The sequence below is a fragment of the Pararobbsia alpina genome (assembly GCF_902859895.1).
Lineage (GTDB): Bacteria > Pseudomonadota > Gammaproteobacteria > Burkholderiales > Burkholderiaceae > Pararobbsia > Pararobbsia alpina.
This window is the reverse complement of sequence record NZ_CADIKM010000023.1, coordinates 62,107-81,331: the sequence shown is the minus strand read 5'-3', so window position 1 is coordinate 81,331 and position 19,225 is coordinate 62,107. Positions and strand designations below refer to the sequence as shown.

16 protein-coding genes and 2 pseudogenes are annotated in these 19,225 nt (G+C 62.0%); 16 read left to right on the top strand and 2 right to left on the bottom strand.

The window, feature by feature from the left end; genetic code table 11:
• Nucleotides 1–548: 548 nt before the first annotated feature.
• From HV670_RS20105 to HV670_RS20095, 3 genes are all read left to right on the top strand, one after another.
• Nucleotides 549–926: a hypothetical protein gene (locus HV670_RS20105; protein WP_217478468.1), complete on the top strand. Its 378-nt coding sequence runs from the start codon at nt 549–551 to the stop codon at nt 924–926.
• Between the two features lie 84 nt (nt 927–1,010).
• The gene (locus tag HV670_RS20100; RefSeq protein WP_175106626.1) at nt 1,011–1,739 is read left to right on the top strand and encodes a TetR/AcrR family transcriptional regulator; all 729 of its coding nucleotides are present in this window, start codon (nt 1,011–1,013) and stop codon (nt 1,737–1,739) included.
• Between the two features lie 1,361 nt (nt 1,740–3,100).
• On the top strand, nt 3,101–3,754 hold the full coding sequence (locus tag HV670_RS20095) for an ANTAR domain-containing response regulator (protein ID WP_175106625.1): 654 nt from the start codon (nt 3,101–3,103) through the stop codon (nt 3,752–3,754).
• A 17-nt stretch (nt 3,755–3,771) separates the two neighbouring features.
• Here HV670_RS20095 and HV670_RS31135 read toward each other — a convergent pair.
• A pseudogene (locus tag HV670_RS31135) lies at nt 3,772–3,852 on the bottom strand (IS6 family transposase); the annotation flags it as partial.
• Between the two features lie 239 nt (nt 3,853–4,091).
• On the opposite strand from HV670_RS31135, the gene HV670_RS20090 reads away from it, so the two are divergent.
• Entirely contained in the window at nt 4,092–8,054 is a 3,963-nt protein-coding gene (locus HV670_RS20090; RefSeq protein ID WP_175106624.1) for a trifunctional serine/threonine-protein kinase/ATP-binding protein/sensor histidine kinase, read from the top strand.
• 80 nt (nt 8,055–8,134) lie between these two features.
• On the opposite strand, the gene HV670_RS20085 is transcribed toward HV670_RS20090, so the two are convergent.
• A complete protein-coding gene (locus HV670_RS20085) occupies nt 8,135–9,172 on the bottom strand; it encodes a substrate-binding domain-containing protein (RefSeq protein ID WP_175106623.1) in 1,038 nt (345 codons plus the stop codon).
• A 165-nt stretch (nt 9,173–9,337) separates the two neighbouring features.
• On the opposite strand from HV670_RS20085, the pseudogene HV670_RS20080 reads away from it, so the two are divergent.
• The 12 genes and pseudogenes from HV670_RS20080 to HV670_RS20025 all read left to right on the top strand — a co-directional run.
• A pseudogene (locus HV670_RS20080) lies at nt 9,338–9,433 on the top strand (ABC transporter permease); the annotation flags it as partial.
• 225 nt (nt 9,434–9,658) lie between these two features.
• Nucleotides 9,659–10,741, top strand: a complete 1,083-nt coding sequence (locus tag HV670_RS20075; protein ID WP_343054477.1) for a fatty acid desaturase — start codon at nt 9,659–9,661, stop codon at nt 10,739–10,741.
• Nucleotides 10,638–11,519, top strand: coding sequence for a phosphate/phosphite/phosphonate ABC transporter substrate-binding protein (locus HV670_RS20070; protein ID WP_175106622.1), 882 nt, complete (start codon nt 10,638–10,640; stop codon nt 11,517–11,519). The genes HV670_RS20075 and HV670_RS20070 overlap by 104 nt, the downstream gene beginning before the upstream one ends.
• Nucleotides 11,520–11,763: 244 nt before the next feature.
• Nucleotides 11,764–12,585, top strand: coding sequence for a GntR family transcriptional regulator (locus tag HV670_RS20065; RefSeq protein WP_175106621.1), 822 nt, complete (start codon nt 11,764–11,766; stop codon nt 12,583–12,585).
• The gene (locus tag HV670_RS20060; protein WP_175106620.1) at nt 12,582–14,321 is read left to right on the top strand and encodes a fumarate reductase/succinate dehydrogenase flavoprotein subunit; all 1,740 of its coding nucleotides are present in this window, start codon (nt 12,582–12,584) and stop codon (nt 14,319–14,321) included. The genes HV670_RS20065 and HV670_RS20060 overlap by 4 nt, the downstream gene beginning before the upstream one ends.
• An 11-nt stretch (nt 14,322–14,332) precedes the next feature.
• Complete coding sequence (locus HV670_RS20055; protein ID WP_175106619.1) at nt 14,333–14,578, top strand: 4Fe-4S dicluster domain-containing protein; 246 nt, start codon at nt 14,333–14,335, stop codon at nt 14,576–14,578.
• Nucleotides 14,579–14,718: 140 nt separating this feature from the next.
• Nucleotides 14,719–15,714 carry a HEAT repeat domain-containing protein gene (locus tag HV670_RS20050; RefSeq protein ID WP_175106618.1) on the top strand — a complete coding sequence of 332 codons (996 nt, stop codon included), beginning with the start codon at nt 14,719–14,721 and terminating at the stop codon, nt 15,712–15,714.
• Nucleotides 15,711–16,070, top strand: a complete 360-nt coding sequence (locus HV670_RS20045) for a gamma-butyrobetaine hydroxylase-like domain-containing protein (RefSeq protein WP_175106617.1) — start codon at nt 15,711–15,713, stop codon at nt 16,068–16,070. The genes HV670_RS20050 and HV670_RS20045 overlap by 4 nt, the downstream gene beginning before the upstream one ends.
• 48 nt (nt 16,071–16,118) lie before the next feature.
• Nucleotides 16,119–16,346, top strand: coding sequence for a hypothetical protein (locus tag HV670_RS20040; protein WP_175106616.1), 228 nt, complete (start codon nt 16,119–16,121; stop codon nt 16,344–16,346).
• Nucleotides 16,347–16,451: 105 nt separating this feature from the next.
• Complete coding sequence (locus HV670_RS20035; RefSeq protein WP_175106615.1) at nt 16,452–17,507, top strand: aliphatic sulfonate ABC transporter substrate-binding protein; 1,056 nt, start codon at nt 16,452–16,454, stop codon at nt 17,505–17,507.
• Nucleotides 17,508–17,596: 89 nt separating this feature from the next.
• On the top strand, nt 17,597–18,445 hold the full coding sequence (locus tag HV670_RS20030) for an ABC transporter permease (RefSeq protein ID WP_175106614.1): 849 nt from the start codon (nt 17,597–17,599) through the stop codon (nt 18,443–18,445).
• Complete coding sequence (locus HV670_RS20025; protein ID WP_175106613.1) at nt 18,442–19,224, top strand: ABC transporter ATP-binding protein; 783 nt, start codon at nt 18,442–18,444, stop codon at nt 19,222–19,224. The genes HV670_RS20030 and HV670_RS20025 overlap by 4 nt, the downstream gene beginning before the upstream one ends.
• Nucleotide 19,225: the final 1 nt, after the last annotated feature.

Below are 19,225 nucleotides of genomic sequence, written 5' to 3'. Positions count from 1 at the left end.
AGAACGGGCATGACATCGCCTCACTGAATGGGACTGAGGGGGTGAATTCCGCGTACCGGGCGTCAAGATTGCTCTTCGATCATCCGGCACTCGGCAACCTCGGGATGCTCACACCAAAGGTCTGAAGCAAGAGAATGGTGTTGAGGCGCATCGGTTGCGTTGACACTAAACCACTGGGTACCGAAGCAATGCGCCATGGCCGTGCTGATGGAGCGGACCTCCAAAACGCGCCGGGTGCAGATCGATGAAGTCAAAAGTGTACCGTCCAGTACTATTTTTCAAGCATGGTAGATGTCAACGCGAGGAGTGGGATATTGGGGTAAACGCCAGTTTTTTGACACCTTACTCGATAGGATGGGCGGCCGGGAATCTGTAAGGTAGAGTACCAATCGGTACGATTTTGAGTGTGCCAATGCGGGGGCAAGCGGCAAGGGCTAGTGGAGTGTATTTCTATTGATAGAACTTATCTGGGTTGAGCAGTTTCACTCTGTGATCGCCTGGAGAGGTCGTGCAACTTGCCCCCGAGTTGTGCGAGTTGCCCCGAGATCGTGTTGACCGATGAGGAGCGAGACGAGCTGACGACGCTGCTTCGCTCGAAGCTCACGAGCGTGAGGCTGGCACAGCGCGAGCGTATTGTGCTGCTGACCGCTGACGGCAAGCAGAACAAGGACATCACTGGGCATTTGGGCGTGGCGAACCATCCGCGCTTGAACATGCACTTCACGCCCACCTCCGCGTCGTGGCTGAACATAGTTGAGCACTCTTTCCGCGATATCATTACTGCGCGGCGCCGCCGCGGCGTGCTCGAACTGGTCGCGCCATCGATGAGTTCGTCGCCCATCACAACACCAACCCCAAACCGCTCATCTGGACCAGGAGCCCACGCGACACCCTACAGAAGGTCATTCGCGCGAATAGCCGCCTAAGTCCAAAACAGAATGGAACGCTACACTAGGGTACGGATGGGTCGAGAGCGATCGGAATTCGGTTGAAAACGAAAAGAGGTTTACATGCCCACTAGCAAGACGCCTGCCTCAAAAAAACTGCCATCGCGTCTACCGGTGAGCAAATCGACGCAAAGACGCCGCGAACTGCTGAGCACTGCAGCGGACATGTTCTTGGCGCGCGGCTACGATGGCGTGACCCTGGATGAAATCATCGCTGAGGTAGGCGGCTCCAAGTCCAATGTGTATAAGCATTTCAAGGGCAAAGAAAGTCTCTTCATTGCTGCGGTCGAATATCTCAGTGACGAGATATCCAGCATAATTTCGGTATCCGATGCATTCTCGCTGCCGCTGCGGCAAGCGTTGACCAGCATTGGCCAGACGTTCTACAAGGCCGTGCTGCATCCCCGAGCCATCGCATTGCAGCGCTTGGCCATTGCCGAATCGAGTCGCTTTCCACAAGTGGGACAGACGTGGTTCGATCGGGGACCGCGTATCTTTTATGAGGCAATGACAAAGTTCTGCGAGGAGCGCCAGGCACGCGGGGAACTGCGCACTTGCGACGCGCAGGAGGCTGCAATCCTCTTTCACGACATGATGGCGTTCAATTTATCGCACCAGCTCCTGCTCGGAATCATACGTCCACCCAAGGCGTCGATCGTGGAGGCAAAGGTGCGCTCGGTCGTCGATGCTTTTTTGAACGGGTTCGCTCACGAGCAGGAACAAAAGCTTTCGAGCGGCGGTCTGCACACCGCAGCGGTCGCCGCAGTTCCGGATCGTTTGAAGATAACGTAGGCGCCCGCGCGGCGATGACGCACGTGGCTTTCGTAAAGAACGCAGCCCCGAGTCGATCATGGTGTAGTACAACAAGAACCTGACCTTCCCGATCGCCGACGAAGTAGGCATAGCGAAGGTCAGGTGTCTGGTGCGGATTCAACCGGTCGATACAACAATCCCGCCGCTCACGCAGCTTCTATTGTGTTTCATCGACCGGTTGAATCCTCATTCCATAAGGGGCATCCGGCAGGTTTCGGGGTGGACCAGCCGTTCGAATGACGGCTTTGTGGGAGGGGCGAGCGGCAACAATTGGCCGAATCCTGTCCCACGACGACGGGACCAACTCGACCCGCAGGTTTCATCAGAGGAAAAGCCGCGGCGAGCACGCCCTCTGCACCGGGTGCGTCGGTTCCATGAACACGGCAATCGAGAATCTGACGAGACAACGCATGCCTTAGTCGCATGGCGCTGCGAACGCTCGAACTTCCTCGCGCCGAACTGTCGGCATAACATGCCTCCGAAGGATGATCATCGCCACTCTGCGCTGCAGCCTCTACCAACGACTCGATCACGAGCGCCTCCTGCGCGCACGCACGGGCGCTTCGTCGCCAAGACTCGAACACTCGCTTCCTCGATGCCTCGAGATATCCAAACGTATGAGCGCGTTATGCCCACGGAGGACTGCCGCGACCGTTCGTAGAATGGTTTTCATTGGAGCGTTCGTCTATCGTCAGTCCTTGGACTTTGCGATTTCATTTGAGTGGAAGCCATAACAGTAGCGCTACCGACCGATGCAGATCCGTGTCTTGGATCGCTGCGATGAATGCGGCGACTTGAAGGAAGACGTCGGAAACGCGTGAACTATTGGCCATGCCCAAGTTGCCATTTGAGCGTCGACTTAGCGCGGCTAACAGACGCGTCCCGAACGTGATTGAACCGGTGTCTTTCGCTCTTTAGACTCACCTCCTGTCCTGAGCAAGAGCACACATGTCCAGTCAAAGTCAGTCCCAATCCCGTTGGGCCACGCGCCGCGCGGAAAAGCATCGCCGGCTCGCACGCGTCGCATGACCGCGGACGGCGTGGTCCTACCCACCGACCGCATGGTCGACGTCCTGCAAGCTCTGATCGCCCCGCGAGACCGCGTGGTCGTCGAGGGCAAGCTCGCGCCGCGATGGCGCGCCGGGCCGAGCCCAGCGAAGAGAGACAAACTTGATCTAGGTCGGCCATGGAATGCGCCGCCGACGACGAGAATGTTCGTGGCCCGCGGCACGCTAAGTGCACATCCAGGCTCAACGATCGGAAGATGCAGTCCCGATCCTTATCTTGTCATGCATGCGTTCGGCGATTGGGCATTGCGCATGAGTCCGGTGGAGAGCTGAATGCGCAGTGACAACAAAACGTTCGGCGAAAGCGCGCGACCCACGCAGACAATAGCTCGTGCGAGTCCGCAAGGGCTGAGGGACCTGCGCTCGTTGCACGTGTGCGTGTTTCATCCGCACGATCGCGACGGCGCGTTGTTGACCCAGCAGATCCAGCGCATCGGTTGCCAGGTGCACACCTTCTGGCCGCCGCTCGCCGAGCCCGTACCGGGCAGTGACCTCGTGTTCGTCGGCTTGTATCCGGACACGATCGGCCACGATTTCGCGTGGTGCGATAGCGAGGATGCGCCGCCGGTGATCGCCGTCGTCAACTACGAAAATCCCACCATGATGGATGCCGTGCTTCGCATCGGAGCGAAGGCGGTCGTCGCTTCACCGGTACGCTCGTTTGGCGTGTTGAGCGCGATGGTATTGGCACGCCAGATTTCGGGCGATTTGAAACGGCTGAAGAAACGGGTCAATCGTCTCGAGGAAAGGGTCGAGGGCGCGAGAAAGATCGCCGAAGCCCAGGAGATTCTTGGGCGACAGCGCGGTCTGAGCAGGCTCGATGCTTACAAGGCGATCCGGGAACAGGCCATGGGCAAGCGAGTGTCGGTCGAGGAGATCGCGTCGGCGATCATCATGGCCGACCAAGTTTTGTCGCGGGGGCGGTAGGTCAGGGCTGCGTTTCCGACGTACGACCGCACGCACCGAAGAATCATGTCGAGCGAACAGTACAGGCGCTTGAGTACCTTTGCTACGCCAACAGGCAGGGATTTTCTCGCAGTCGCCTTCTATACTGCACTGCCCCCGGTGTAACGAATAGCGTGCGCAGGCTGCGGCGGCGGAAAGACTGGCATCTGATTGGCGACCGGGTAGACTAATCATCCAGTCGATATGGATTACGAAGTGATGACGCTGACCAATACGTATCCTGCGCTGCGGTTCGGGCAATAGCGGAAACGCGACATTTAGGTGTCGGGCAAGTCGCTGGCGGGGCAAAGGGGGGGCGATGGCCATCGCGAATTGTCAGATTTATGACCGGATCTGCGCAACAGCCGGCTCGGACCTCTATCGCGCGCGCCGCTTGACGGACGGAATGCCGGTGCTGTTGAAGCTCGCTTCGGAACACGACGACGCAGCCCAATCCGCTCGTCTGAAACGCGAATACGTGCTGCTGCAATCGTTGAATGTCGAGGGCATTGCCAAACCGCTCGCGCTGGCCGATGGACGCGGCGGCTCAGCAGTGGTCCTGGAAGACTTCACAGGCGAGTCGCTCGAAGTCGTTTTGGGCCGTGAGCCGCGCATGGACCTGGCGCTTTGCCTGCGTATCGGCCGCAATCTGTCCGATGCGCTCACGGCAATCGATGCCGCTCAGGTCATTCATCGCGATATCCGGCCTGCCAATATCCTCGTCGATCCTGCGACTGGCCGGGTTCTGCTGGCGGATTTCAGTATGGCGACCGCCCGGGAAGCGAGCACCGTCTCGTCGGAGGACGTCGCTGTACCCGCGGGCGATTGGGCTTACGTGTCCCCCGAGCAAACGGGCCGCATGAATCGTCCAGTGGACTATCGGACCGATGGCTATTCGATGGGTGTGTTGCTCTATCGGATGCTGACCGGCCAGTTGCCGTTTCAGGCGAACGATCCACTGGAATGGATGCATTGCCATATCGCCCGCATGCCGACCCCGCCACGTGAAATCGTGCCCGAGGTGCCGCAACCGGTGTCGGACATCGTCATGAAGTTGTTGGCCAAGTTGCCGGAAGACCGCTACCAAAGTGCGCAAGGGCTGAAAGTCGATCTCGATCGGTGTCTGGCGCAATGGCAGGCCTCGGGCCGGGTCGAACCGTTTGCGCTCGGCAAGGAAGACATCCCGGAGCGCTTCCAGGTCCCGCGTCGACTATACGGGCGTGGCCCGGAAGCGGAGCGGCTGCTCGGCGCCTTCGAGCGCATGGCGAGCACCGGCCAAGCGGCGCTGGCGACGGTTTCCGGGTACTCGGGCATCGGCAAGTCGTCGCTGGTCGACGCATTGCGCAAGCCGATCGTCGCCAAGCACGGCTATTTCATCGCGGGCAAATTCGATCAGTACCAGCGCGATATCCCCTACGCCACCCTCACGCAAGCGTTTCGCGAACTGGTGCAGCAACTGCTGGCCGAAAGCGAGGCGCGCGTCGCCGGCTGGCGGCAACAGATCCAGGCTGCGGTCGGCGCCAATGGCCAGCTCATCGTCGATGTGCTGCCCCAGGTCGAGCTGATCATCGGCCCCCAGCCGCCCGTCCCGGTGCTGCCGCCGACCGAAGCGCAGAACCGGCTCCGCCTGGTGTTCCGGCAGTTCGTCACGGCGTTCACCAGCGAGGACCATCCGCTCGTCCTCTTTCTGGACGATCTGCAGTGGATCGACGCGGCCAGCCTGGCGCTCGTCGAGCACCTGCTCACTCATTCGGACATCCGCCATCTGCTGCTGATTGGCGCCTACCGCGATAACGAAGTGAGCGCGGCGCATCCGCTGATGACCAGCCTCGAGACAATCCGCCACAGTGGCACATCGGTGACGGACCTCCAGCTCGTGGCGCCGTCGGTTACGCATCTGAACCAACTGGTGGCCGACGCGCTTCATGCACCACCGGCATCCTGCGAGCCGCTGACGCGACTGGTCTTTGAACGCACCGAGGGCAACCCGTTCTTTTTTATCCAATTCCTGGATGCATTGCACAGGAACGGCTTGCTGCGGCATGACGCACAACAGCGGGCCTGGCAGTGGGATCTGAATGAGATCAAGGCGATGGACTTCGCCGACAACGTGGTTGACCTCATGGTCGGCAAGTTGCGTCAACTGCCGGTCCCGGCGCAGGAAGCCCTGCAGTTGGCCGCATGCCTCGGCAACACATTCAAGCTGCGCCAGCTTACGCTCGTCAGCGAGCATGCCGCGATCCAGGTACGGCGAAACTCGAGCAAGGCGGAGGCCGAGCAAGGCCTTGCGGCGGCGGTGCGCGAAAGTTTGATCATGCGCTCCGATGGTAGCGGCAAGTTTCTGCACGACCGAATCCAGCAGGCCGCTTATTCGCTGACTCCTGAAGCGCAGCGTGCCGAAGTCCACCTGCAGATCGGCCGCGTGTTCCTGGCAAACATGACGGCAGACGAACTCGCCGAGCATGTGTTCGATGTCGCGAACCAGTTCAACAGGGGGGGTGGACTGCTCATCGAGCGCGACGAGAAAGTGCAGGTGGCGGCGCTCGACCTCCGTGCCGGACGTCGGGCCAAGGCATCGGCGGCCTATGCGTCGGCGCGCCCGTATCTCGCCGCCGGTATGGCGCTACTTGATGAAACGTATTGGGCCAGCCAGTACGAGTTGATGTTCAGCCTGTGGCTCGAATGCGCGGAATGCGAGTTCCTGACCGGTCGCTTCGACCAGGCCGAGCAATTGATCGAGGAGCTATTGCAGCGCTGCGCGTCGAAACTCGACCAGGCGGTCGTCTATCACCTGGAGGTCCAGTTGCATATCGTGAAGTCGGAGAACCCGCAGGCAGTCAACAGCGCGCTTGCCTGCCTGCGCCTGTTCGGCATTGACCTCCCGGCACACCCGACCCAGGAACAGGTGCAGGCCGAATACGAAACGGTCTGGCGCAACCTGGCGGGGCGCCCGATCGAGAGTCTGATTGACTTGCCGCTGATGACCGATCCGGAACTGCAGGCCGCCATGCGTCTGCTGTCTGCCCTGTTCGGCGCTGCCTACTATACCGACTTCCATTTGCTTCGCTTGCATCTGTGTCGCATGGTGAACATCAGCCTGCAGCACGGCACAACTGGCGATCTCGCAGAGCGTGAAGCGAGAATCCGGCGTCTCGTCGACGCCAACATTGTCGGCATCTTCATCTGGGACCTGGCAGGTCAAATCCTCGAGGCCAATGACGCCTTCCTCCGTATCGTGGGATACGACCGCGAGGACCTCATGTCCGGACGTATGCGATGGACGGACCTGACGCCGCCCAAATGGCTCGACCGCGACAATCAACGGATCCTGGAGCTCAAGATGACGGGAACGCTACAGCCCTTCGAGAAGGAGTTCTCCCGAAAGGACGGCAGCCGCGCGCCGGTGCTGATTGGCGTGGCGATGTTCGAAGCAGGTGCGAATCAGGGTGTCGCTTTCGTGCTCGATTTGACCGAGCGCAAGCGGGCGGAAGCCGAAGCGCGCGAGAGCGAGCGGCGCTACCGCGAAGTGCAGATGGAACTCGCGCACTCGAACCGGGCGGCGACGATGGGTCAGCTCACGGCCTCGATCGCCCATGAAGTCCAGCAGCCGATCGCCGCGGCAGCGGCGGACGCTTCGGCCGCCTTACGCTGGCTGCGCACCAACCCGCCGAACCTTGAGGAGGTCAGGCAGTCGCTCGATCGCATCGTCAATGAAACGATGCGAGCGGGTGGCATTGTCAACGGGATTCGCGGTCTGATCAAAAAAGCGCCTCCACGCAAGGACAAGGTGGACATCAACGAAGCGGTCCGCGAGGTGATCGAACTGACGCAGGGCGAAGCAGCGAAGAACCGCGTCTCAGTGCAGACTTTGCTCGGGGATGGTTTGCCATTCGTCCGGGGAGATCGCGTGCAGCTGCAACAGGTGATGCTCAATTTGATTCTCAATGCGGTGGAAGCAATGAGCACAACGAGCATGGCCCCCCGCGACTTGCTGATCAGTACGACCGCAGATTCATCGGATGGCGTGTCCATTGCCGTGCGGGACTCTGGACCGGGACTGTCCCCGGAGGAGGTCAAGCGCGTCTTCGATCCGTTTTACACGACGAAGGCACATGGCCTGGGTATGGGCCTGTCGATCTGCCGTTCAATCGTGGAGGCGCACGGGGGACGACTTTGGGCGAGCGCAAACGCGCCTCGTGGTGCCGACTTTCAACTCGTTCTGCCGAACGGGGAAGTCGAGCACGCCCCATTCAGTGAGAACGACGGGCAGCCAGTGGCCTGAGCAGTGCAGGGCCGGCGATGTGCGCGACTATCTTGGATGCTTCTGCAATCCCACGCGCAGGCACTCGACGTTGGGTTATATCACTGTGGAATCCAGGCTGCCTGTGCCGCATTGCTGGCACGAAACGCCGGAAACTTGCGGCCCAGGTCGTCGATGGTCTTGATGTCTTTCGAAACGAGATCGTTGCGCGTGATGAGCACCGGCTCGACGACGATATGGTGACCCGGATCCTGCCCCGCGAGCAGCAGCGAAACAGCGCGAACTGAAACTTCGCCAATCACCGCCGGATTGGTGGCCGCCGTTGCGACCCAAGCGCTGCCGGGCTTGCGGATCGCTTCGATGTCGGAGGTTGAGATATCCGCGCTGTAGATCTTCAGCTTTGAAGCAATGCCCGCTTCGTCCGCCGCGAGCGAGGCGCCGCGCGCGAACTCGTCATAGGGTGCAAAAACCACCGAAATATCCGGATGCGCGCGATACGCGGCGTTGGCCTGGTTGGCGACCGAAGCCGCCGTCTGGTCATCGACCGCGCCCCACTGCGCCTTCTCCCTGACTTCTGGATGCGAGGTCTTGAACGCCTTCCACGCCTCATTGCGCCGGTCGAGCGGCGCGAACCCCGCGACGTAGACATAACCCGCCGAAAATGCCGTGCCATTATCCTTGACGACCTGGCTCAGGACCAGATTGGCCAAGGCATGATCGCTCTGCTCGATCTGCGGCACCTTCGGATTGCCTATGTCGACATCGAATGCCACGACCTTGATGCCTTTGTCGACAGCCTGCTGGACGACGTCCTTGAGCGACTCGGGCAAGCCGTGATTGATCACGATGCCTTTTGCGCCCGAGTTGATGGCTTGCTGAATCTGCTCACGCTGCTCGGCCGCGTTCTGCCGTCCCTCGAAGATGCGCAGGTCGATGCCAAGCGCCTTGGCTTGCTGTTGCGCACCGGCCTCATAGGCCTGGAAGAAGTCGCCGCTCGACAGATAGTTGACGAGCGCGACGCGCACGCCGCCCTTGTCGAAGGGTGCCGGCGCACCCGCAATGCCGGCCGCGAACGCGGCGGTGGCCGGCAGCCATGCGACAACCGAAGCGATGGCTAGCGTAATCGAACGAAGTTTCATGACAGGCTCCTCTGTTGGGGTCGGGGTCGCGAAAGGCGAGTTCCAAAGTCAATCTATCAAGACGCGCTCTCGAACCGAACCGACGAAAACTAGATTCCAAAAGCCTTACGCACATCGATGGTTTTTCACGATTGCCTGGATTTCATATTCCATTTCTGCTGGGCGCCCGAGACGCTTCGCATGGCGGGTCGCAAATATGGCCTGCGCGGCGTTCGCTATGTGCTGTTCATCCTGGCGCCCGCGACGCTGCCGTCGATTCTCTGAACTCACTCGAGAGACTCCCGGCGCAGACGCAGGTCCTTATAAGCAATTCTGCTTAGCAAACGAGACGCCGCCGCTATGTCGCCCCGCGATGCCCGAACCTCCGTATACGCCGCGGTTCGGGCATATGAATAGTTGGATTTCTTCGTTTTACGCCGCGCGCCCGTCTGGCAAGCTTGACAAACCGTCATCGCCTTCGCATCGGAATCGCCCGGTCGGCGGCTGGTGACTGAACTCAGCGCGCGACGTCCGATGCCGTACTACCTCGATGAAACCCAACACCAGGAACTCACACGCGCATCCACGTCCTGGCGTTGGCGCAGCGAATGGCCCACCTGGCTGCTGATCTGCCTCATCTATGGCGGGTGGTTCGGCATCGCGCTCAATGCGCAGCGGCTCGGCCTGTCTGTCGCGCTGCCCCTGCTGGCCGTGCTCAGCGCCTGGTATATGTCGCTCCAGCACGAACTGCTGCACGGCCATCCGACTCGTTTCGCCCTTGTCAATGCGCTGATCGGCGCGGCACCGCTCGCCGTCTGGTTTCCCTACGGCGTCTACCGGCGCACACATCTTCAGCATCATTGCGACCATGACCTCACGCGGCCGTGCGCGGACCCCGAAAGCTTCTTCATCGGCGAACACGCCTGGACGTCCACAGGCCCCGCGATGCGCGCACTGATGACATTCCGCAATACCTTCGTGGGGCGAATCCTCATCGGACCGGCCTTTGCGATCGTCGCCACGCTAGGCGACGCGATACGGCGCATTCGCGCAGGCGATACGCAAGAACTGCGCAACTGGGTGCTCCATATCGCCGCGCTTACCCTCCTCCTCGGCTGGCTTGATCGCCGCTGCGGCATTGCACCACTCGCATTCCTGGCCGCCGCAAGCTATCCGGCGCTGTCGATCAGCGCAATCCGGTCGTTCCATGAACATCGCGTCGCGGTCGATCCCGCTCGACGCAGCGTCATCAACGAAGCCGCATGGCCCTGGCGCCTGCTGTTCCTGAACAATAACTTCCATGCGGTGCATCACGATCTGCCCGGCGTGCCATGGTTCGCGCTCGGACGCGTCTATGCGAACCGGCGCAGCGACTATCATGTGCGCAACGGGGGTTATCTCGTGCGCGGATATGGCGAGTGGCTGACCCGGTTCGCATGGAACCCGGTCGCCCCGGTCGCGCATCCGCTCTATGGAGATTCGGTCGATGAAGGAGGCAGGCAACACCGGGCCGTGGCTCGCCGGACTACCGATGTACAACTTGACACCGGCGATCGCAACGGACTGGCACACGTGGTTGAAAGAGCTTGAAGCAAGCCTCGCCGATGTCGCGGCGTTCGAACCCGGCTCGGCCCGGCAAGCCATCGATGATATCCGGCCTGTGCACCCCGCAGCAATCCGCATCGTTGACGATTGCGGACCGGATCTCGACGCCTTCTGGTCGAATGATCGATTGCTGCTCTCGCAGTCCTGCGGCTACCCGCTGACGCATGCGCTGGCCGGCGAAGTCCAGCTAGTCGCAACGCCTGAATTCGATGTGCCGGGCTGCACGGGGCCGAACTACCGCAGTGCGTTCATCGTGCGCGCCAATGAGGGATTAGCTTCGCTCGCCGACTGTCGCGGCCGCCGCGCGGCGCTGAACGACCACGATTCGAATAGCGGGATGAATGTGTTCCGGCACGCGGTCGCGCCGCTCTCGGCGGGCGGGCGCTTTTTTTCCTCGGTCGTGACGACCGGCTCGCATCGCGCGTCGATGGAGGTCGTCGCGAGCGGGGTTGCCGATGTCGCTTCGATCGACTGCGTGACATTTGCATTCGCATGCGAAGCGCTGCCGGAACTCACGAGCCGTTTGCGCGTGATCGGGCAGAGTGTCGCGACTCGCGGGCTGCCGCTGATTACATCGAGGCGGTTGAGCGCCACCGCGCTCGAACACTTGCGAAGCGCACTCGACGCATCGATTGACGCGCACCCTGCTCTCATGCGGCGCCTGAAGATCCGTTCATTCGCGCGCGTGCCACTGGCCGACTACGAGAGCATCAAGCACATCGAACGCGAGGCGGCCGGGTTCGGTTACCCCATGCTCGCCTGAAGCACGTTCTCCGATCGGAGCCCGACTGACCCGATTCCAGTGCGTTGACTGGCGGCATGACTTTGCATGCTGGCGTTCCTGCGTCTGGAAACCCACCAGCGACGACGACATCAGAATCGCCAAACCATGCCCTGCGCCCGCGAGCGTTTCCCCGCCGACGAGGAATCCATATCAGAAATTGTTGGTTTGGCCTGGCTTGTGTCATGGCTAGACTCCAAGTCATCTTGTAATGACAAGTCGAGCGATGTCCAGACAGGCAGTATCCAAACTCACCGTGCTGAAGCCCGCCGAGCGGGAGTTGTCCTCGTCCGTGCTGCCCACCTCGCCGCAGCCCTTGTATGCGCAGATCAAGGAGCTGCTGCGCTCCCGCATCCTGAGCGGCGCCTACGCACCCCTGAGCCAGATGCCGTCGGAACACGAGCTGTGCACGATGTTCGACGTGAGCCGCATTACGGTCAGGCAGGCACTCGGCGACCTGCAGAAAGAAGGCCTGCTCTTCAAGCTTCACGGCAAGGGGACCTTCGTCTCGAAACCGAAGGCATTCCAGAACGTCACCTCGCTCCAGGGGTTTGCGGAAGCCATGTCGTCGATGGGCCACGAAATCCACAACCAGGTGCGCAGTTTCCGGATCGTCGAAGCCGACCTCCATGTCGCCGGGCGACTGGAAGTCGCGCAAGGCACGGAGCTCGTGGAGATTCACCGCGTACGGCTGCTGAACCGCGCGCCGGTATCGCTCGAAATCACCTGGGTGCCTGCAACGCCTGGCAAGCGCCTTGCCCAGGGCGACCTCGAGACACGCGATATTTTCCTGATCCTCGAAAACGACTGTGGCGTGTCGCTCGGCCATGCGGATGTCTCGATCGATTCGATGCTCGCCGACAAGGACATCGCCAGCGCGCTGCGCGTCGACGAAGGCAGCCCGATCCTGCGCATCGAACGGCTTACCCACGACGACGCGGGGCGGCCGATCGACTACGAATACCTTTATTTCCGCGGCGATGCGTTCCAGTACCGGTTACGTATCGATCGCGAGAAGACTCACCAGAACACTAGGAAGACGCGATGAATACGCATGTACTCGAATACGACGTGGTGGTGGTCGGCGGCGGAACCGCGGGCCCGATGGCTGCGGTCAAGGCAAAAGAACGCGACCCGTCGCTCAAGGTGCTGCTGCTCGAGAAGGCGAATGTCAAACGCAGCGGTGCGATCTCGATGGGAATGGACGGCCTCAACAATGCGGTCATCCCCGGGCATGCGACACCCGAGCAGTACACCAAGGAGATCACCGTCGCCAACGACGGCATCGTCGACCAGGAAGCCGTCTATGCCTATGCGAAGCACAGCTTCACGACGATCGAGGAACTCGATCGATGGGGCGTGAAGTTCGAAAAGGACAGCACGGGCGACTATGCCGTCAAGAAAGTGCATCACATGGGTTCCTATGTGCTGCCGATGCCTGAAGGCCACAGCATCAAGAAGGTGCTGTATCGCCAACTCAAGCGTGCACGCGTGGCGATCACGAACCGCGTCGTCGCGACACGGCTGCTGACCGATGCCGCAGGCCGCGTATGCGGTGTGCTTGGCTTTGACTGCCGCACGGCTGACTTCTATGTGATCCGCGCGAAAGCCGTGATTCTCAGTTGTGGGGCCGCGGGCCGGCTCGGCCTGCCGGCTTCGGGCTATCTGATGGGTACCTATGAAAACCCGACCAACGCGGGCGACGGCTATGCCATGGCCTACCATGCGGGTGCCGCGCTCGCGAATCTCGAATGCTTCCAGATCAACCCACTGATCAAGGACTACAACGGCCCTGCCTGCGCGTATGTAACAGGTCCGCTCGGCGGTTTTACCGCGAACGGCAAGGGCGAGCGCTTCATCGAATGCGACTACTGGAGTGGGCAGATGATGTGGGAGTTCTACCAGGAACTCCAGAGCGGCAACGGTCCCGTCTTCCTCAAGCTCGATCACCTCGCCGAAGAAACGATCCAGACCATCGAACAGATCCTGCACACCAACGAGCGGCCGAGCCGCGGACGTTTTCATGCGGGGCGCGGCACCGACTACCGCGAGCAGATGGTCGAGATGCATATTTCGGAAATCGGCTTCTGCAGCGGCCACAGCGCCTCAGGCGTCCACGTCAACGCACGTGCCGAAACGACGGTACCGGGACTCTACGCTGCGGGCGACATGGCGGCCGTGCCGCACAACTATATGCTGGGCGCGTTTACCTATGGCTGGTTCGCGGGCCATAACGCGGCGGACTATGTGGCCGGTCGCGACCACGCGCCCCTCGACGACGAACAGGTCGAGGCAGAGCGGCGCCGCATCTATGCGCCGCTCGAACGCGAGACGGGCCTCGCGCCTTCGCAGGTCGAATACAAGCTGCGCCGCATGGTCAACGACTATCTGCAGCCGCCGAAGGTGACGCGCAAGATGGAGATCGGCCTGCAACGCTTCGCTGAAATCGCCGAGGACATCGAGCAGATGAAGGCGGCCAACCCTCACGAACTGATGCGCGCCGCGGAAGTCCGTGCGATTCGCGACTGTGCGGAAATGGCCGCGCGCGCCTCGCTGTTCCGCACGGAAAGCCGCTGGGGCCTCTATCACCATCGCGTGGACTTTCCGCGCCGCGACGACGCGCAGTGGTTCTGCCACACGCATCTGCGCAAGGACGAATTCGGCCGCATGACGAGCGAGAAACGCGCGGTCGAACCCTACATCATCCCGCTCGACGAGAGCGAGAGCGACGCCTACGAGAAGCTGCGCATCGGCGAGCGCTCCCTTGCCTCCGAGCCCGCCTGAACGGAACCGCCATGTCCTATACCGCACACGATATTTTTCAGCGCAGCGCCGCCCCCGTCACGGTCGACGAAAGCAAGTGCATTGCCGACAAAGGGTGCACCGTCTGCGTCGACGTCTGCCCGCTCGATTTGCTTGCGATCGACGTGAGCAAGGGCAAGGCCTATATGAAGTTCGACGAATGCTGGTATTGCATGCCATGCGAGCAGGATTGCCCGACCGGTGCAGTCAAGGTCGACATTCCTTATCTGCTTCGTTGAACGGTGGCTCGCCCTGTTGCGTATGACACCCTGAACGGCTGCCATTGCGACGCCCGGGCCCTCGCAATGCCGGCCCGATTGCGGCAACCGGGCCCCCTTGCAACTCTCGGCCCTGCGCCGCGCCTCATCACGAATTGATCATGACCGCCTCGCCACACCTGACCTACGATCCCGAATCGCTCGCACCCGATGCCATGGCGCTGCTGCCCCGGCTCGCCGATGCGGACCCCGTCGTGCGCCGCATCGCGCTGCTCGAACTCGCCGACCTTGAAGACCCCGATCTCGTGCCGGTTCTGGTCGGCACACTTCAGCACGACACCTCGACCGATGTGCGCCGAGAGGCAGCCACCGTCCTCGCCGCCTGGGAGAGCGACGAGGTGGTCGAGGCCTTGTGTGCAGCGCTGCTCGATGCGGGCGATGAAGTACGCAGCGCGGCGGCGCAAAGCCTTTCCGAACTCAAGGACCCCGCCTGCGGCCCTGTGCTCGCGAAGTGGGCGAGCCATGTCGAGCCCTTCGTTCAGACATCGGTACTGCGAGCATTGAGAGAGCTGCGATACGCGGGCGCGTTCGATGCCGCTTCGGCCGCGCTCGCCCATGAACAGCCATCGGTGCGGCTCGAAGCGGTTGGCGTGCTCGGCTGGCTCAAGGACGAGCGCGCGCTGGCTTCGCTGGCCTCGCTCGCGACCACCGATGCCGACGGCAATGTGCGCCGCGCCGCTGTGGGCGCGATCGGCTTCGCCACGCCCGATCATGCTCCAACCGTGCGGGCCTTGCTCGCCGCATTGGGCGACAGCGCATGGCAGGTCCGCGAAGAAGCGGCGACCACGCTGGGCAAGCTTCGCGCAAGCGGTAGCCGTGCCGCGCTCGTCGCCGCACTCGAGGATGCCTATTGGCAGGTGCGCCTGCGCGCCGCACGTTCGCTCGGTAGACTCGGCGATGTCGAGGCTGGCGCCGCGCTTGCGGCATTGCTGTCGCACTCGATCAGCAATCTGCGCAAGGAAGCCGCGCTCGCACTCGGCGAACTGCGCGATCCGCAAACCCTTGCCGCGCTGCGAGCAGCGCAGGACGACCGTGACCCGGATGTGCGCAAAGCCGTGCGCATTGCCGTGCAGCAGATCGAGAGCCAGCCTGCATGAACGTGCCGGAACGCATCGAACTCGACGCGGCCGCCCGCCTGCTCTCGGTGCACTGGCCCGGCGGCGTCCGGCAATCGCTCCCGCATGCGGTGCTGCGGATGTGCTGCCCGTGTTCCACCTGTCGGCGTATCCGGCTGCGCGGCGATACAGTCGACGCAGGAGCGGACATTTCGATCGTCGGCATCGCGCCGATGGGCTATGGGGTGCAACTGATCTTCAGCGACGGGCATGATCGCGGAATCTTCCCATGGCCCTATCTCGAGCAGCTTAGGAGCCTGCCTGTGATTCCGATCCCTGCTTCCGGTGAATTTGCTTCTGCCGATTCCTTGTTTCCTTCGATTGCCGAGGCTCACTAAACTCGAAGCATGCTTTCCATTGCTTCGTGTACCGGAGGTCGCCAGAACATGCGCTACAAGGGATTTGAACTCGCACCGGCTGCTCAATCACTACCCAGCGGTTTGTTCGCAGCCAATCTCGTCATCCAGGAAGAAGCTTCGCAAGTCCAGCGCGCCTACGTATTCGATGCGCTCGACTACTTCTTCGAATCGCATCTCGCGATCGCCTATGCGGCTCGCTGGGGCCGCATGTGGATCGACGACCGACGCACGCCGCGGCCTGCCGATTCGGAATAGCTTACAGCCTGCTTTGGTTGTGAACTTTTATTGGTTCGCATCGCCTCCTGCCTGAATTACATTGCCTGGTCTGCACCTCCATCACACTGCTTCAAGGACCTCTCAATGAATTTCTCCCGGGGCATGGCCTTTTTTCACACTCCGAGCCGTCTGGGCGCACGCTTGAGCCTGTCATTCGCCGCACTGCTCGCCGTCACGGCGGCCGCCTGGACTCCACTGGGCGCGCAAGCTGCCGCGCCGGCCGAACTGAAACTCGACTACGCGTACTACTCTCCCGAGAGCCTCGTCATCAAGCGCAACGGCTGGCTCGAACAGGAAGTCGCGGCCGATCACACGCAGGTCAAGTGGGTCTTGAGCCTCGGCAGCAATCGCGCGCTCGAATACCTGAACAGCGGTGCGATCGACATCGGCTCGACAGCCGGCCTCGCGGCCGTGCTCGGGCGCGCGAACGGCAACCCGATCCGCACCGTGTATATCTACTCGCGGCCCGAATGGACCGCGCTCGTCGTGCGCAAGGACTCGTCCCTCAAGACGCTCGCCGACTTGAAGGGCAAGAAGATCGCCGCGACCAAGGGCACGGATCCATTCCTCTTCACGCTGCGCGCGCTGCACACCGCCGGCCTGAGCCGCGACGATGTCGAACTGGTCAATCTCCAGCACCCTGATGGCCGCACCGCGCTCGCCAACGGACAAGTCGATGCGTGGGCCGGGCTCGATCCGCACATGGCCGCCGCGCAGATCGAGGATGGCGCACGTCTGCTCTATCGCAATGTCGACTTCAACACGTATGGTTTCCTCAATGCGCGCGAGGACTTCATCCACGAACATCCCGAAACACTCGCCCATGTTCTCAAGGTCTATGAACGTGCTCGGGTCTGGATCGCCGAGCATCCCGATGAGACAGCGAAGATCGTCGCCGAGGAATCGAAGCTTCCGCTCGCCGTCGCCAAACTGCAATTGAGCCGCAACGACTTCAGCCATCCGCAACCGGGTCCGCAACAGATCGAGGCCTTGAAAGCCGCGGCGCCGATCCTCCTGCAGGAGCAACTGGTCAAGCCGGGCACCGACCTGAACCAGGTCATCGATGCGTTGGTCGATGTGAAATTCGCACAGCCGGTCATTGCGTCGGCTGATGGCAAGCAAGCCACGCAAAAGGAATGACGCCAATGCGTACCGCCGGTGAGTGATGACAACTTTTGACGACACCCCATTGAGGCCAATCGAGCCGCCCCGCGCAAGGGATCGTTGCAATGGCCACGGATGACTCGCTCGCGCTGTCGCGGGCCCCTTTCCTGCCGCGAGATCGCGTACCCGCTCCCGGACGGCCTGCACCGCTGCGGCACTGGCGCATTGCCGGACTCCTGCTGCCGTTCGCTTTCCTGGGTCTGATCGAATTGCTGGTGCGCACGCATATCGTGCCCGAGCACCTCGTTCCCGCGCCGAGCTCGATTGCACGGACGCTCTGGCAGCTCGGTGGCGATCGTCTTGGACGGCATATTGGCGCGAGCAGCTTGCGCGTGTTTGCCGGCTTCGGGCTCGGCGCGGCGTTGGCGCTTGTGCTCGGTGCGGCGATGGGCCTGAGTCGCCGGCTCGAGGCGCTGCTCGATCCGAGTTTCCAGGCCTTGCGTGCCATCCCCTCGCTTGCCTGGGTGCCTGTCCTGCTGCTCTGGATGGGTATCGATGAAGCGCCGAAGATCACGCTCATCGCGATCGGCGCCTTCTTCCCGGTTCATTTGAGCGTGGTCGGCGGCATCCGCGACGTCGACCGCAAGTTGGTCGAACTCGGCGAGGTCAACCGCCTGAGCCGGCATGCGCTTTTTACACGCATCCTGCTTTCGGCATCGTTGCCCCAGATCTTCACAGGCCTGCGCACCGGCCTGAGCCTTGCCTGGATGTTCATGGTCGCGGCCGAACTGATCGCGGCAACGCGAGGCCTCGGCTACCTCTTGAGCGATGGCCGCGAAACCGGCCGACCGGATCTCGTGTTCGGCGCGATCTTGTTGCTCGCGCTCGCCGGTAAGCTCAGCGACAGCGTGCTTAAAGCGATCGAAAGGCGCGCGCTGTCGTGGCGGGACACAACAGCCGGAGGCGCTCGATGAATACATCGGGCGTCGCCTTCGAACAGCGCGGTCCGCTGACGGATACGCGCCTCCTGCTCGATGTGCGTGTGTCGGGCAAGCGCTATGACTCGCGCGCCGTGCTCGATCGCCTCACGCTCAAGATCGGGCGTGGTGAAATCGTGAGCCTGGTCGGTCCGACGGGTTGCGGCAAGAGCACACTCCTACGCATTCTCGCGGGACTCGACCGCGAGTTCGACGGCGACGTCGTCCTCGACGGGACACCGCAACATGGACCGTCGCCGAGGATCGGCGTGATCTTCCAGGAACCGCGTCTATTGCCCTGGCTCAGCGTCGCCGACAATGTCGCGTTTTCCGCCGGTCCGCGCCGTGGGGGCGATCCGCGCGTCGACGAACTGCTGGCCCAGGTGGGCCTCGCCGGTTCGCGCGACCTGTTGCCCAAGCAGTTATCAGGAGGCATGGCACAGCGTGTGGCGATTGCGCGAGGTCTGTTTTCGCAGCCGGATCTGCTGCTGCTCGACGAGCCGTTCAGTGCCGTCGACGCGATCACGCGCATGCGTTTGCAGGATTTGCTCCTGTCGCTCGTAGCGTCATCGGGGACCGCGGCACTGATCGTCACGCACGATCTCGACGAGGCGCTTTATCTCTCCGACCGCGTGGTGCTGATGACCTCGGCGGGCCCGGAAGCGGCAGGCCGGATCTCACGAGACATCGAGGTCGCCGCGACGCGGCCTCGGGATCGTGGCGATGCGGCGCTCGCAGGCCTGCGAGGGAAATTGCTGGCGGGGCTTGCTCAGTAGT